Origin of the sequence: Methylophilus sp. 5 (assembly GCF_000515275.1) — a bacterium.
Lineage (GTDB): Bacteria > Pseudomonadota > Gammaproteobacteria > Burkholderiales > Methylophilaceae > Methylophilus.
This window is the reverse complement of sequence record NZ_KI911560.1, coordinates 2,150,838-2,165,329: the sequence shown is the minus strand read 5'-3', so window position 1 is coordinate 2,165,329 and position 14,492 is coordinate 2,150,838. Positions and strand designations below refer to the sequence as shown.

At 51.4% G+C, this 14,492-nt stretch carries 15 protein-coding genes and 2 tRNA genes; 4 read left to right on the top strand and 13 right to left on the bottom strand.

From position 1 onward, the window contains the following. Window positions 1–84: 84 nt before the first annotated feature. Window positions 85–495: a hypothetical protein gene (locus METH5_RS0110420; protein ID WP_029148453.1), complete on the top strand. Its 411-nt coding sequence runs from the start codon at window positions 85–87 to the stop codon at window positions 493–495. 38 nt (window positions 496–533) lie between these two features. Here the strand turns inward: METH5_RS0110420 and METH5_RS0110415 are convergent, their stop codons facing one another. The 7 genes from METH5_RS0110415 to recA all read right to left on the bottom strand — a co-directional run bounded on the left by METH5_RS0110415 (window position 534) and on the right by recA (window position 7,740). Further along, window positions 534–1,463: a polyprenyl synthetase family protein gene (locus tag METH5_RS0110415; protein ID WP_036307811.1), complete on the bottom strand. Its 930-nt coding sequence runs from the start codon at window positions 1,461–1,463 to the stop codon at window positions 534–536. Window positions 1,464–1,691: 228 nt separating this feature from the next. Continuing rightward, window positions 1,692–1,768 (bottom strand) — tRNA-Arg (locus tag METH5_RS0110410). 120 nt (window positions 1,769–1,888) lie between these two features. Continuing rightward, a tRNA-Ser gene (locus METH5_RS0110405) sits at window positions 1,889–1,982 on the bottom strand. Between the two features lie 293 nt (window positions 1,983–2,275). After that, window positions 2,276–3,505, bottom strand: coding sequence for an aspartate kinase (locus tag METH5_RS0110400; RefSeq protein ID WP_029148451.1), 1,230 nt, complete (start codon window positions 3,503–3,505; stop codon window positions 2,276–2,278). Between the two features lie 101 nt (window positions 3,506–3,606). Continuing rightward, the gene (alaS, locus tag METH5_RS0110395; RefSeq protein WP_029148450.1) at window positions 3,607–6,258 is read right to left on the bottom strand and encodes an alanine--tRNA ligase; all 2,652 of its coding nucleotides are present in this window, start codon (window positions 6,256–6,258) and stop codon (window positions 3,607–3,609) included. Beyond that, a complete protein-coding gene (gene recX / locus METH5_RS0110390) occupies window positions 6,233–6,706 on the bottom strand; it encodes a recombination regulator RecX (RefSeq protein ID WP_029148449.1) in 474 nt (157 codons plus the stop codon). Before recX ends, alaS begins: the two co-directional genes overlap by 26 nt. 5 nt (window positions 6,707–6,711) lie before the next feature. Further along, on the bottom strand, window positions 6,712–7,740 hold the full coding sequence (gene recA, locus METH5_RS0110385) for a recombinase RecA (protein ID WP_029148448.1): 1,029 nt from the start codon (window positions 7,738–7,740) through the stop codon (window positions 6,712–6,714). Window positions 7,741–7,972: 232 nt separating this feature from the next. Here recA and METH5_RS0110380 point away from each other — a divergent pair, with 232 nt between their 5' ends. Next, a complete protein-coding gene (locus METH5_RS0110380; RefSeq protein ID WP_029148447.1) occupies window positions 7,973–8,344 on the top strand; it encodes a hypothetical protein in 372 nt (123 codons plus the stop codon). A gap of 13 nt (window positions 8,345–8,357) precedes the next feature. Here the strand turns inward: METH5_RS0110380 and METH5_RS0110375 are convergent, their stop codons facing one another. Genes METH5_RS0110375 through mog form a run of 5 tightly spaced genes read right to left on the bottom strand, consistent with a single transcriptional unit; the run spans window position 8,358 to window position 11,242 of the window. Beyond that, window positions 8,358–8,843 (bottom strand): CinA family protein, encoded by a 486-nt coding sequence (locus tag METH5_RS0110375; RefSeq protein WP_029148446.1) that lies wholly within the window; start codon window positions 8,841–8,843, stop codon window positions 8,358–8,360. Then, entirely contained in the window at window positions 8,843–9,349 is a 507-nt protein-coding gene (locus METH5_RS0110370) for a phosphatidylglycerophosphatase A (RefSeq protein WP_029148445.1), read from the bottom strand. The genes METH5_RS0110375 and METH5_RS0110370 overlap by 1 nt, the downstream gene beginning before the upstream one ends. Beyond that, a complete protein-coding gene (gene thiL / locus METH5_RS0110365; RefSeq protein ID WP_029148444.1) occupies window positions 9,333–10,280 on the bottom strand; it encodes a thiamine-phosphate kinase in 948 nt (315 codons plus the stop codon). Before thiL ends, METH5_RS0110370 begins: the two co-directional genes overlap by 17 nt. Then, window positions 10,267–10,629, bottom strand: coding sequence for a hypothetical protein (locus METH5_RS0110360; RefSeq protein WP_029148443.1), 363 nt, complete (start codon window positions 10,627–10,629; stop codon window positions 10,267–10,269). Before METH5_RS0110360 ends, thiL begins: the two co-directional genes overlap by 14 nt. A 13-nt stretch (window positions 10,630–10,642) precedes the next feature. Next, the gene (mog, locus tag METH5_RS0110355) at window positions 10,643–11,242 is read right to left on the bottom strand and encodes a molybdopterin adenylyltransferase (RefSeq protein ID WP_029148442.1); all 600 of its coding nucleotides are present in this window, start codon (window positions 11,240–11,242) and stop codon (window positions 10,643–10,645) included. An 84-nt stretch (window positions 11,243–11,326) separates the two neighbouring features. Here mog and METH5_RS0110350 point away from each other — a divergent pair, with 84 nt between their 5' ends. Continuing rightward, window positions 11,327–12,130 carry a PDZ domain-containing protein gene (locus METH5_RS0110350; RefSeq protein WP_232411015.1) on the top strand — a complete coding sequence of 268 codons (804 nt, stop codon included), beginning with the start codon at window positions 11,327–11,329 and terminating at the stop codon, window positions 12,128–12,130. 66 nt (window positions 12,131–12,196) lie between these two features. Continuing rightward, window positions 12,197–14,164, top strand: a complete 1,968-nt coding sequence (locus METH5_RS0110345; protein ID WP_029148440.1) for a site-specific recombinase — start codon at window positions 12,197–12,199, stop codon at window positions 14,162–14,164. 59 nt (window positions 14,165–14,223) lie between these two features. Here METH5_RS0110345 and METH5_RS0110340 read toward each other — a convergent pair whose 3' ends face one another. Beyond that, window positions 14,224–14,472, bottom strand: coding sequence for a sulfurtransferase TusA family protein (locus METH5_RS0110340; protein WP_029148439.1), 249 nt, complete (start codon window positions 14,470–14,472; stop codon window positions 14,224–14,226). Window positions 14,473–14,492: the final 20 nt, after the last annotated feature.

The window sequence follows — 14,492 nt, the reverse complement described above, 5'->3', positions numbered from 1 at the left end:
GTGTAAGATGAACATTACAGTGCAGCTAATCTAGCGCGCATCTGTGTTTAAGTGACATCCGTTATCAAGTGAAGGAAGTTGCCTATGTCTGATCAAATCAAATTTACGCCACCGACCGAAGCAGGTCTCAATCAGGTTGAGTTGAATCAAGCCGAGCATCCCGCCTGGGATCAGCCCGTGATTTGCCGGGTAGAAGTTGACTTGCCAGGATGGCTGACAAAACTGACCGGACAATCACACTGGGAAGTCTACAGTGAAGAGGAAGAGGAAAACTGCATCAGCTTTGCCATGCGCTCACTACAAGCACATGGGTTACCCAAAGCCAAACTGCTTGAAAAAGACATGCAGGCCGAAGTCACGCTGTATCACAACGGTTATGCCGTGGTAGATGTAAATGGTCAGTCACTGTTTGACGGCGCACTCACCAATGCCACCAACGATTGTGCTCGTCTTAGTTATTACCACGTCAGTGGTGAACCCATCGCCTTAAACTAAACATGCCAACGCCAGCCTGGTCGCAGGCTGGCAGTTAGTTATTGCTGACGGCTAACAGAAAAGTTTGCTAAATCCAGCAAGGCCTGTTTGGCTGGTGCTGGCGCAAATACAGACAAAGCCTCACAGGCCAGCTGTGCTTCTTTTTGTGCGACGGCGCGCACATAATCAAATGCCTTCACGGCATGCAAAATCTCTAGCACAGCATCCAGCTTGGATACCTGCCCTTCCAGCAACGCTTGCTTCACCAGGTCGGCTTGCGCAGTCGGTGCTTGTTGTATCGCGTACAACATCGGCAACGTGACTTTACCTTCGGCCAGATCATTACCCAGCGTTTTGCCGATTTTTTCGCTGTCGCCAGTTAAATCCAGCACATCATCTATCAGCTGAAACGCCGTGCCCAAATGCATACCGTATGTCGCCAAGCCTGCTTCTTGCTCAGCATTGACCTGACACTGCACGGCGCCCAAACGCGTCGCTGCTTCAAACAGTTTGGCGGTTTTAAAGTGAATCACCTGCAAATAATCCTGCTCACTGACGCCAATATTGCGCACATTGAGCAATTGCAGCACTTCGCCCTCAGAAATCACATTGGTCGCGTCGGCCAAAATTTCCATCACACGCATATTTTGCAGCTTCACCATCATCTGAAACGCGCGCGAATATAAGAAATCACCCACCAGCACACTGGCTGGGTTACCGTAGACATGATTGGCAGTCGATTTACCGCGACGTAGCTCAGACGCATCCACCACGTCATCATGCAGCAAGGTAGCCGTGTGAATAAACTCAATAATAGCGGCCAAAGAATGATGTGCCGGAGAAACCGAACCAGCCAAATCGCCAGACATCAAGACCAATGCCGGACGCAAGCGCTTGCCACCACTATGAATGATGTATTCCGAAATTTGATTAATCAGCGGAACTTGGGATGACAAAGACTGGCGAATAACGGCATCCACCTGCTGCATATCGTCTGCAATCCGCGCCAAACAAGCATTAAGAGACACTGAAACACCAATGAAAAAACAAAGTTAAAGCATACCATACCTGCCATGCCTCTCGCTATGCTGAGCGCGGCAGAATATACATACAGTCGGCATTGATCATGCAGCAAGTCCTGCGAATAAGCAGCAAATATTCAGTGGAAGCAGAAAAGAAAAAAGCCTTGCTTCCGAAGAAACAAGGCTTTTTATTTTTGGCGCGCCCGGAGCGATTCGAACGCCCGACCCTTTGGTTCGTAGCCAAATACTCTATCCAACTGAGCTACGGGCGCCAAGGTTTGTTGCTTTGCAACAAAAAAACATTATAACACGATTTCTTGCTTTGTGGCGGTGCGGATTCACATCCAACCGCCTAAATAACCAAAAACGAACTCCTCGCGGAACAAGGTTTTTGGCGGTGAGCGAGGGATTCGAACCCTCGATACAGGTTTAAGCCCATATGCTTCCTTAGCAGGGAAGTGCCTTCGACCACTCGGCCAGCTCACCTTATTAAAACAATCAAGTTCTAATAAAACCAACACAGCTTACGCTGCCCTCTTTGCAGTATTGCTACTGCATCGAAGGGCGCCATACTACGTGAAAACCCTTCAGAAATCAACGCAAAAAAGAAGAATGTTTTATTTCTTTATTTACTAAGGAAACATGAAATAAGTGAGTGAGACAAACTTGCACTGCGGCATACCAAACACAGACACTGCAATGTACATCGCCTACATGCGCATTTTGCGTCGCGAGTAACACCGCAACTCACTCGCGTAGCCACTTACTCCACGTTTCTATCAGGCATTCTCGAGACCGAACGCCTTGTGCAACACGCGCACAGCCAGTTCCATGTATTTCTCTTCGATCACCACCGCGATTTTAATTTCGCTGGTTGAAATCATTTGAATATTAATGCCCTCTTCTGCCAAGGTGCGGAACATCTGGCTGGCAATGCCAACATGTGAACGCATACCGACACCAACCACTGACACTTTGGCAATCTTATCGTCGCCGCTGATTTCACGCGCCTGGATATGGCCTTGTACCTTATCGCGCAGAATGCTCAGCGCTTTGCCCATCTCGTTTTTGTGCACGGTGAAGGTGAAGTCAGTGGACCCATCTGCACCGACGTTCTGGATAATCATATCGACATCAATATTAGCATCGGCCACCGGGCCGAGAATTTGATAGGCAATGCCTGGCTTGTCGGGCACGCCGGTCACAGTAATTTTCGCCTCATCGCGATTAAAGGCGATGCCGGAGATAATTGGCTCTTCCATGTTTTCCTCATTTTCTTCGAATGTGATCAGTGTGCCGTCGCCTTCTTCTTCAAAGCTTGAGAGCACACGTAATTTAACTTTATATTTACCCGCAAACTCAACCGAGCGAATTTGCAATACTTTGGAGCCTTGAGAAGCCAGTTCCAGCATTTCTTCAAAGGTGATTTTCTCCAGGCGACGCGCCTCAGGCACCACGCGCGGGTCAGTGGTATACACGCCATCCACATCGGTATAAATCTGGCACTCATCAGCCCCCAACGCGGCTGCCAGGGCTACACCCGTGGTATCAGAGCCACCACGGCCCAGGGTGGTGATATTGCCATTGGCATCTGCGCCCTGAAAACCAGCCACCACACAAACGTAGCCATCATCGAGGTCTTTTTTCAGGTTGTGCTGATCAATATCCAGAATACGCGCCTTGTTAAAAGCGTCATCGGTCAAAATTTTAACTTGGGTGCCGGTATAGCTCTTGGCCTTAATGCCTAATTCCATCAGCGCCAGGGCAGTCATGCCTATGGTCACCTGCTCACCGGTAGACACCATCACATCCAGCTCGCGCGGATCGGGGTCTGGCATGATTTCTTTCGCCAATGAAATCAAACGGTTGGTCTCACCAGACATCGCCGACACCACGACGACCACTTGATGACCCATTGCCTTATAGCGTGCAACACGACGTGCCACATTACGGATACGCTCAGGATTAGCTACCGAGGTACCACCATATTTTTGTACGATTAATGCCATGCTGTTTCCTTAAATCATTTCTTTTGGCCGCAGATCCACGCGGAGGAGCGCAGACATTAACAATGTTGATGTTATCTGCGTTCATCTACGTTTATCAGCGGCTAATTCAATTTATTTTTTACCCAATCTGTAACGCTTGCCAGTGCCTGCGGCAAGTTGGCGGGTTCAGTGCCGCCTGCCATGGCCATATCAGGCTTGCCGCCGCCCTTGCCGCCCACCTGGCCTGCAACGTGGTTCACCAACTCACCGGCTTTCATTTTGCCCGTTAAGTCACTGGTGACGCCCGCCGCCAGGCTGACTTTACCGTCAACCACACTCGCTAACACAATGACGGCAGACTTAAGTTTATCTTTAAGTTTATCCATGGTCTCACGCAAGGCATTCGCATCCGCGCCTTCGAGCGCTGCCGCCAACACCTTCACGCCGTCAATATCCATGGCCTGCGTCGCCAGGTCATCCCCTTGCGACGACGCCAATTTAGACTTTAAACGCGCCAGTTCTTTTTCTAGCGACTTCACGTGATCCATCACTTGCGCCACTTTAGCGGGCAACTCATGGGCAGGCGCTTTTAACTCACTGGCGGCCTGGTTAATTAACGCCTGCTGTGCCTGCACCAGCTTTAATGCACCTACGCCTGTTGTCGCTTCGACACGGCGAACGCCTGCAGCAACACCACTTTCAGCCGTGATTTTAAACAAGCCAATATCACCGGTACGACTCACATGCGTACCACCACATAGCTCGCGCGACGAACCAATATCGAGCACGCGCACTTCGTCACCATACTTTTCGCCAAACAGCATCATGGCGCCGGTTTTTTGCGCCGACTCAATATCCATCACACGCGCTTGTGTCGCTTGGTTTGCCAATACCTCGGCATTAACCAAGGCTTCAACCCTGGCAACCTCCTCATCCGTCATTGGCGCATTATGCACAAAGTCAAAACGGGTTTTTTCGGTATCAACCAGGCTGCCTTTTTGCTGCACATGCTCGCCCAGCACTTCACGCAAAGCTTTGTGCATGAGATGCGTCGCCGAGTGGTTGCGCATGGTGCTGGCGCGTGACTGCAGATTCACTTTGGCCGCCAGCGTGTCGCCAACCGACAAACTACCGGTTTTGAGCACACCGTGGTGACCAAACACCGCTGCCTGGATTTTTTGTGTGTCTTCGACAGCAAAAATACCGTTAGCAGACTTGAGCTCGCCGCTATCACCAATCTGGCCACCAGACTCGGCATAGAACGGGGTATTGTCTAACACCACTACAGCTAGGTCACCTTCGTTCAAGCTGCTCACGGCGCTGCCATCTTTATACAATGCCAGCACCTTGGCTGGCGTTTCTAATTGGTCATAGCCATGAAACGTGGTCGCCTGACCATCGTATTCGAGATTGAGCGCCATTTTAAATTTACCGGCTGCACGTGCCTGCTCTTTTTGGCGCGCCATGGCGGCGTCAAACCCGGCAGTATCGACGACAATGCCACGTTCACGGCAAATATCGGCCGTTAAATCTAATGGAAAGCCAAACGTATCATGCAGTTTAAAGGCGAGGTCGCCATTGAAGATGGCTGGCTTGGTCGCTAATTCTGTTTCAAGAATCTGCATACCGTTTTCAATCGTTTCAAAAAAGCGGTCTTCTTCCTGCTTGAGAATCTCGGTAATACGCGCCTGATTGCTCACAAGCTCAGGATAAGCTTCGCCCATTTCACTCACCAGATCCGGCACCAGTTTATGGAAAAACGCGGCACGACAGCCCAGTTTGTAACCGTGGCGAATCGCACGGCGAATAATACGGCGCAGCACATAACCACGGCCTTCATTGCCTGCAATCACGCCATCGGCAATTAAAAAAGAACAGGCACGAATATGGTCAGCCAGCACTTTGAGTGAGGGGCTATTGACATCAGCGGTCTTGGTTTCGCGCGCAGCTGCTTTAATCAGCGCCTGAAACAAATCAATTTCGTAGTTGGCATGCACGCCTTGCAGCACAGCAGAAATACGCTCCAGACCCATGCCAGTATCGACTGAGGGCTTTGGCAATGGATGCATCACACCCGCTTCGTCGCGGTTAAACTGCATGAACACGTTGTTCCAGATTTCAATGAAACGGTCACCGTCTTCATCGGGGCTACCTGGCGGGCCGCCAGGAATATGGGCACCGTGGTCGTAAAAAATCTCTGTACACGGGCCGCAAGGGCCAGTATCGCCCATCATCCAAAAATTGTCTGAGGCATAGCGCGCGCCTTTGTTGTCGCCTATGCGTACAATTTTGTCTGCAGGCACGCCAATTTCTTTGTGCCAGATGTCATATGCTTCGTCGTCTTCAGCATACACCGTCACCATCAGGCGCTCTTTTGGCAAGGCATAGACGCCAGTCAGCAACTCCCAGGCAAATTGAATCGCATCGCGCTTAAAGTAGTCGCCAAAGCTAAAGTTGCCCAGCATCTCAAAAAACGTATGGTGGCGCGCAGTGTAACCGACGTTTTCGAGGTCATTGTGTTTACCGCCTGCGCGCACACATTTTTGTGCTGAAGCCGCGCGCGTATAAGCGCGTTTGTCAAAGCCGAGAAACACGTCTTTGAACTGGTTCATGCCCGCATTGGTGAACAGCAAGGTCGGGTCTCCGTGCGGCACCAGCGAGCTGGAAGTCACTACCTGATGGCCTTTGGAAGCAAAGAAATCCAGAAAAGCCTGGCGGATTTGCTTGCTGGAAGGGTTGCTGCCGTAACTAACTGTCGTCTTTTGGACTGTCATCTTCTGCGTGTCTATTCAAAATATGTTTAATGACTTCAAACGTAAACCCCCGACTTTGTAAAAAACGGGCTTGTTTTGCCCATTCTTCACGTGTAGTCGCGGCCGCTTTAAACTTTTTGCGCCAGACTTCTCTGGCGCGCTCTACTTCATTGCCTTGCAAACTGGCAACGGCTTCGGCAATCAAGGTGTCATCTACGCCTTTTTCGCGTAATTCGTGTGCCACCCGCGCCGCACCAAACTTGGACTGTCGCGCATGCACCATTTGCTCGGCATATCGTGCATCGCTTAACCAGCCCCGCGCCTGAAAGTCGGCTATCAAGGCTGGAACATCATCGGCCTCACTGGCGTAGCCCTTGAGCTTTTGCGCCAACTCAGCCGCTGCGTACTCCCGCTTGCTTAATAGTTCAAGCGCACGCTGCCGCAGCGATTTTTCTGGCGCTTGCCGCAATGTAATTAATCGTCCTCGCCTCTGGCTGCTGGCATGCTATCAGCCAAGGCCTTCGTGTTATCGCGAATTTTAGCTTCAATCTCGGCCGCAATGGCTGGGTTCTCACGCAAGAATTCTTTGGCGTTTTCTTTACCCTGGCCGATTTTTTCACCGTTATAGCTATACCAGGCGCCCGCTTTTTCAACCAGTTTGAGGTTGGTGCCCAACTCGATCACTTCGCCCAGGCGAGAAATGCCTTCGCCATACATGATGTCAAACTCAGCTTGTTTAAACGGCGGCGCCACTTTGTTTTTGATCACTTTGACTTTGGTCTCGGCGCCAATCACTTCATCGCCTTTTTTAATCGCACCAGTACGACGGATATCCAAACGCACAGAAGAGTAAAACTTGAGTGCGTTACCACCAGTGGTGGTTTCCGGGTTGCCAAACATGACACCAATTTTCATCCGAATCTGGTTAATAAAGATCACCAGCGTATTGGTACGCTTGATATTACCGGTCAATTTACGCAATGCTTGCGACATCAAACGGGCTTGTAAACCCATGTGACTGTCACCCATTTCGCCTTCAATTTCAGCACGCGGTGTTAACGCCGCCACCGAGTCAACGACTACAATATCTACTGAACCTGAGCGCACCAGCATGTCGGCAATTTCTAACGCCTGCTCACCGGTATCCGGCTGAGAAATCAGCAACTCCGGCACATTCACGCCCAGCTTGGCGGCATATTGCGGATCCAAGGCATGCTCGGCGTCAATAAACGCGGCAACCCCGCCTAATTTTTGCATTTCGGCAATTGCGGACAGTGTCAGTGTGGTTTTACCGGAGGATTCTGGGCCGTAAATTTCAACAATCCGGCCACGTGGCAAACCGCCTACGCCAAGCGCAATATCTAGGCCCAGCGAGCCAGTGGAAACCACTTGCAAGTCTTCGCCAATATCGCCATCGCCCATGCGCATGATGGAACCTTTGCCGAACTGTTTTTCAATTTGAGAGAGTGCGGCGGCAAGCGCTTTGCTTTTGTTGTCATCCATGCTGTTTGCTTTCCTTGACCAATAAAAATGCGTTGTTTTCACAATCGCTATATAATTCAAACAATAACTTCTAATTATTTCATAAATCGACCATCAGTGAAATGGCGAAGCCATGAATTCGAGCCGCTGATTGCACGTTGTTGCATTCAGCTTGGGGCGTGTCAACCGTGATATGAGATGCGCGTTAAACGAGTCAGGGAGCAGTGATTTGTTTTCCGCATGAGGAGAATTTATGAAAATCGTCAAATACGTTTTTGGATTAGCACTGAGCGGCCTGGCCGCATTCAGCGCACAAGCACAAGATAACTGGTCTGTCGGCGTGGTTGTTGGCAACCCTTATCCACCCGCTTACTACGCACCGCCGCCGGTCTATTATGCGCCACCGCCAGTGGTTGTTTATCGCCACCCACAAAGTAACTTTTATGGAGTACCCGCAGTGGCTTACCCGCAGCCGGCGCCTGGATTCATCCAGTTTTCGTATGGCAACGGTGGCTATGGTGGTTACAACTACGGCCCACGCAATTTCAATGGCGGCGGCTGGAATGGTGGAGGTTGGAACGGCGGCGGCCACCACGGCCATGGTCACGGCCATCACCACCGCTAGTGCTTAATCGCTATTAGCCTGTTAATCGCAGCACGCCTGCCAGCAAGTAACTGGCGGCCTGCTCGCGAATCTGCGTTCTGTCACCTTCAAAATGACACGTTTCTATCACCAGATGATCGGCCTCACGTAAAGCCCAGGCAAAACACACGGTGCCGACTGGTTTGTGCGGCGAGCCACCACCCGGCCCGGCAATGCCTGTCACCGCACCACTCATCTGCGCCTGACTATGTAGTAGCGCCCCTATTGCCATCGCCCTCGCAACTGGCTCGCTCACCGCGCCATATTTGGCAATCAAACTATCTGGCACGCCCAACATATCGGTTTTTGCAGCATTGCTGTAGGTGACAAAGCCGCGATCAAACCAGGCGGAGCTACCAGCAATCGCCGTGACCGTTTGCGCAGCCATGCCACCGGTGCAAGATTCTGCCAGCGCCAGTTGCCAGCCTTTTGCCTGTAGCGCCTGACCCAAGGCAGCACTCAATTCAAGCAAAGAGGCCATCACAATAGCCTTTGCGCGAGCTGCAATACCAGCACGGCCATCACGGCAGCCAGCACATCATCCAGCATCACACCCAGCCCGCCTTTCACCCGACGGTCTACCCAGCCGATTGGAAAAGGTTTCCAGATATCAAACAGGCGAAAGCTGGCAAAGGCTGCCAAGCCCCATGCCAGCGTTAATGGCACCGTGATTAGCACCGCCGCCATGGCAACGACTTCATCCCAGACGATGGCGCCGTGATCACTCACCCCCAGCGCACGCCCGGTGACTTCACAACACCAGATGCCGAGTAAAAATAACACGCCCAGGCTAAGCCACTGTTGTGCCAACGGCAAATGCATTAATAGCCAATACAGCGGAAAACCCAATAGCGTGCCAACAGTGCCCGGCGCTTTGGGCGACAAGCCCGTGCCCAGACCAAAACTCAGGCAATGCAAAGGATGCGACAACAGCAAGCGCCAACTGGGTGGCTGTGATTGCCAGGGTTGATTAGCCAAAATGCTGATAGCCTTTCTGCGATAAGTCGATGTGCACCTGACCATTAAACACCTGCAAACCAGTACTCGCGGTGATGTGTCCAATCCGGCTTAATGGCAAATCAAGCTGAGTAGACAGTGCATACAAACTGTCTCTATGCTGCGGCGCTGCTGTAAAACATAACTCATAGTCATCGCCCCCCGCCAACACGGCCTGCTGTAGCAAAGACTCGCTCACTGGAGAATGTTGCAACACAGGTTTGGGCATGGCAAGCCAATCTAACTCAGCGCCGGTGGCGGATGCCTGCAGAATATGCGTCAAATCAGCAAGCAGACCATCCGAAATATCCAGCGCCGCCGTGGCAATGCCGCGCAAGGCCAGCCCTAACGCCACCCGTGGTTGTGGGTGATGCATGGCAGTGGCCAGCATAGCGACATCTTCTGCGTGTAAATTTAGTGTGTTTAAACGATGCTGCAGCCACAACGCGGCCTGCCCTAGCGTGCCACTGACCCAGACATCATCGCCCGCTTGGGCGCCGTTACGTTGCAGTGCCTCGCCTTGCGGCACCTCACCCATGATATTGATGGCAATGTTCAACGGCCCGCGCGTGGTGTCCCCGCCAACGAGTGACACGCCAAATGCATCAGCACAGGCAAACAACCCTGCACTAAACCCCTGCAACCATGGCTCGTTAATCTCGGGCAAAGCAATCGACAGCGTCGCCCATCTTGGCTCGGCCCCCATGGCAGCCATATCACTGACATTTACTGCCAATACCTTCCAGCCAATCGCAAACGGATCAATCTCGGCAAAAAAATGGGTGCCGGCCACTGACATATCTGCCGAAACTGCCAATTGATAACCGGGCCGCACGCGAATCAGCGCGGCATCATCGCCCACGCCTAAGTCGGCCTGCACCGGCCGCGTAAAATACTTTGCAATCAGTTCAAACTCTGCCACGACGTGTGTTCCACCAGCGCTGCCACAACACGGCCACACCCCAGGCCAGCAATATACCAACCACATCGGCCAGCCAGTCGTATACGCTGGGTTGTCTGGTGGTGGTCAGTATGCCTTGCAATACCTCCATCACCGCGCCAAAGACGGTCAGACCGAACAAAGTAGCTTTAGGGTAACCTGGGATCGCCAGCAAGCCCCAGAAAGCAACGCCACCAAACGCAATCACATGTTGTATTTTGTCTTTATAGAGTGAGCCATCGGTGGCTGGCGCCATCTCCATCAGTAACAAATAGGTGAGCAAACTAAAACAAAGTATAAAAATCAGCTGCGAGATGGTTTTGTAATGCATGTTAAGTCTTCATTTATTTGCGAATGGCTGATTTAGGACGAAACGATTGCACAATGGTTTCGTCTGTTTCAAGATATGGCATCGGTAGATCGCTGGTGGCCAGCAAATCGAGGCAATATGGCACTGCTGCAAAGATGCCCGGCACCAACACCTTGCCTTCGCTATCTTTAAGGCCCTCCAGCGTTTCCTGTATAGACTTAGGCTGGCCTGGCAGATTAATAATCAGGCATTGCTTGCGGATCACCGCCACCTGACGCGATAAGATCGCCGTTGGCACAAAGCGCAGGCTGAGTTGCCGCATTTGTTCACCAAAGCCAGGCATCTCGCGGTCGGCAATCGCTAACGTGGCCTCTGGCGTTACATCCCTGAGCGCAGGCCCGGTGCCGCCCGTGGTTAATATCAAGTGACAAGCCTCGTCATCCACCAGCTGTTTGAGGGTTTGAGAAATGGTTGCCTGATCATCGGCAATCAAGCGGGTAGATACCGTATAAGGGGAAACCAGTGCCTGTGCTAACCAGGCAGTGAGCGCCGGGAGGCCTTTGTCTTCATACACGCCTTGTGAAGCACGATCGCTGATAGAAACTAACCCAATGCGCGTGAATTGTTCTTGCATAACTTGGTCTACGTCAATTGTGTCTGTGTTAATGTACCGATACATCATAACATTACAACCTGTGATTCGATTATGGAGAATTCAATGCACCCTCTGTGTCAGCCTGGGCAGCCTATGATGGCCCCCTCTTCCCGATCAAACCAGTGGTTTTTATGGTTAACCCATGCATTGTTGTTGGCCGCACTCGCCGTCAGCCCTCATGCCAAAGCAGAAGACAACCCTTATAGTAGCCACTACCAGGCACAAAACGAGGGCAATCATCTGCACTCCCTGCAAGCGAATCCAGAACCACAGATGTTTAGCGGCACACACCGCGCCGAAGACAACATCAGGATGCTGGAAAACGGCTATGACCTGATGGGCTTTAGCAGCTTTGAGGCAGGTGAGGTCGACGCGGCACAGGCACTCGACCATGGTCGCAATATTCAGGCAGACAATATTCTGGTTTACATGAAAAAAGGCGGCGGCGCGTCACCCGCGTCTAAAATGGAAGTGATTAAAGAAGCGGTTAAAAAAGGCCAGACGCTGACTGAAAAAGACATGGCCACCACGCCCGGAAACTACCGCTACTACGCGAGTTATTGGGCAAAACTGCCGCCACCACTGCTGGGCATCCATGTGATTAAACTGGTGCCAAAAAAATCCGCGCAAGACGATGACACCCCACACACCGCTAACAGCGACGGTGTGCGCGTGATTGCGGTGATTCATGGCTCTGCCGCTGAAAAAAGCGGCGTGCTGCGTGGTGATCAACTACTCAGCATCAACCACGAAAAGGTAGATGATGCGGCCCAACTCTCAAGCGTGGTGAGAAAATATCGCGGCAAAGCCGTCACATTGCAATTAGAACGCCAGGGTGAACCGCTGGCGCTTGATGCACAACTGTAAGCCGTGCAAACGCGCGTTGTACAACACGCACCACCCTTATTAAAAAATCACAGAAAGCTTTTGTTCATGTTTCAACCAACCTTCGATCACCAGGCCGCTCGCGAAGCAGCTGATGATCTGGATGATATCCAATTCTTGCGGGCCTTGTTCGACGACGTCCGCCCTAAAGTGTCGACAGATGTTGAAAGTGCCAGCAAGGCATTGCAGGCACTGTGTTTCTTACTGCAGCAGCATCCGCAATATGCCCTGTCGTTGCGCAACAGCCTGTTAAGGCTGTTAACTGAAAAAAGTGTCATCTCACTCTATTCCGACCATGGCATCCAGTCCGATCTCGGCTTTTTTACAGAAATCTACCGTCGTCTCTCGCACAAGCTGCTACCAGATGTGCCAGACCCCAAATACTTGAAAGATGTGTTTGGGCAGGTGTTTCATCAAAACAGCGACGTAGACTGGGTCATCGGCATGCCAGACTCGGTTTGGCGCGACTTTATGCAAACGCTGGACATCAGCCAGGGCGATGCCCAGCAGCAGCAAAACTGTATTCAAGAGGTGAAAGATGCACTACAAGTGCTCTCGTACCGCTTGTCCGCCTCTGGACTGGATCCTGAGCTGATTTTGCAACATGAAGACCTGGAGTCAAATGGCTCGCCGTTTATTACACAAAATATCGAGATTCAAAAGTTTTTGGCACTGAGTGCGATTCAGGCAGAAGACATCCAGCATCTTTATAGCGTGCTCAAGCGTTGCGAGCAATTGACGTACGAAATTCGTAAATCGAACGCTAAAACCGGTACCAGCATTTCGCTCACGGCCCTCATGCAACGCATATTGCAGCAGATTCAACGCATGCAGTTACTGCTGGATATTCTGCATGGCTTAATTCTCAAGCACGATGTCAGCCAGGCCATCACCCGCTTGCTCAAACAGCTGGTAGATGCCGAATGCAAGAAAAACAATCTGGCTGAATACTGGCGCCAAAATACTGAGCTCCTGGCGCTGCGCGTGACCGAAAACGCCAGCCACACCGGTGAGCATTACATTGCTCAACATCGCAATGAGTATTTCAAGCTGATGGGCTCCGCAATGGGCGCTGGCATTATCATTGCGGTGATGGGCATGATTAAAATCATCATCGCCAGCTACCACCTGGCGCCATTAACTGAAGCCATTTTGTTTAGCCTCAATTACGGCCTGGGCTTTGTCATTATTCACTTGTTGCATTTTACGGTGGCGACCAAACAACCAGCCATGACGGCGGCGACCATCGCGGCGACCATAGATGACCATGGCCATGACAGCAAAAACATCCATAACCTGGTGAACATCGTCGCGCAAACCACCAGCAGCCAGACCATCGCGATTTTGGGCAACGTGGTGGTGGTGATTCCAATGGCAATTCTGATTGACTGGCTGATGATGCAAGCCACCGGCCATCATTTTATTAGCGCAGAAAAAGCGCATAGCTTGCTCGATAGCAATAACCCGCTGATTAGCTTGACGGTGTTGTATGCAGCGGTGGCGGGGGTTTGCCTGTTTCTGTCGGGGCTGATCGCTGGCTATCATGACAATTTAGCCGCATATAACCGTATTCCAGAGCGACTCGGGCATTTGCCATGGTTACAAAGGCTATTGGGTAAAGCGCGTTTATGGCGCATCACCGAATATATCCGCCACAACCTGGGGGCGCTGGCCGGTAACTTTTACTTTGGCTGCCTGTTAGGCTTTGCTTCGGGGCTAGGTGTCATGCTGGGCTTACCGCTGGATATTCGCCACGTGACTTTTGTTGCCGCGTTTTCGGGCTATGCGTTGCCAGCGCTAGATTTTCAGGTGAGCCATTACATCATTGCCACCAGCGTGCTTGGCATTGCGCTGGTCGGCACCACCAACCTGGTCACCAGCTTCGGCTTAGCCATTTATGTGGCCATGAAATCGAGAAAAGTACGCTATCGTCACTGGAAAGCATTTTGGCTGGAGCTGTTCACTGCGTTGTATCGCCAGCCTGGCAAGTTTTTACTGCCGCCAAAAAAATCATAGCCATAAAAAAAACAGGCTGTGTAAACAGCCTGCCTCAGACATAAGCCATTAAGCGCTTGCTAATTTGCCAGCACGGCTGCTTTTTCGATTAAAAAGTGCAACACGCCATTATCCTTATTTAAAGATAATAATTTAACCGGATGATTATTGATCAGGTTGCGAATATTTTGCTCGCTGCCTGCGGCGGTGGTTTTTACCAACACCACCTGCCCAGGCAACAGGCTGTCCAATGCATCCTTGGTTCGCAACATCGGCAGCGGGCTCTCCAAGCCGGTTAAATCAAGTTCCAAATCAATGTGGCTATGCATGTTGCCTCCCTTTTATGGTG

Coding starts and splice junctions, on each gene's coding strand:
- METH5_RS0110360 (WP_029148443.1), bottom strand. CDS start 10,629: ATGCATTACAAAACCATCTCGCAGCTGATTTTTATACTTTGTTTTAGT.
- METH5_RS0110375 (WP_029148446.1), bottom strand. CDS start 8,843: ATGGCCTCTTTGCTTGAATTGAGTGCTGCCTTGGGTCAGGCGCTACAG.
- recA (WP_029148448.1), bottom strand. CDS start 7,740: ATGGATGACAACAAAAGCAAAGCGCTTGCCGCCGCACTCTCTCAAATT.
- METH5_RS0110380 (WP_029148447.1), top strand. CDS start 7,973: ATGAAAATCGTCAAATACGTTTTTGGATTAGCACTGAGCGGCCTGGCC.
- mog (WP_029148442.1), bottom strand. CDS start 11,242: ATGCAAGAACAATTCACGCGCATTGGGTTAGTTTCTATCAGCGATCGT.
- alaS (WP_029148450.1), bottom strand. CDS start 6,258: ATGACAGTCCAAAAGACGACAGTTAGTTACGGCAGCAACCCTTCCAGC.
- METH5_RS0110350 (WP_232411015.1), top strand. CDS start 11,327: ATGCACCCTCTGTGTCAGCCTGGGCAGCCTATGATGGCCCCCTCTTCC.
- METH5_RS0110400 (WP_029148451.1), bottom strand. CDS start 3,505: ATGGCATTAATCGTACAAAAATATGGTGGTACCTCGGTAGCTAATCCT.
- METH5_RS0110340 (WP_029148439.1), bottom strand. CDS start 14,472: ATGCATAGCCACATTGATTTGGAACTTGATTTAACCGGCTTGGAGAGC.
- METH5_RS0110345 (WP_029148440.1), top strand. CDS start 12,197: ATGTTTCAACCAACCTTCGATCACCAGGCCGCTCGCGAAGCAGCTGAT.
- METH5_RS0110420 (WP_029148453.1), top strand. CDS start 85: ATGTCTGATCAAATCAAATTTACGCCACCGACCGAAGCAGGTCTCAAT.
- METH5_RS0110415 (WP_036307811.1), bottom strand. CDS start 1,463: ATGCAGCAGGTGGATGCCGTTATTCGCCAGTCTTTGTCATCCCAAGTT.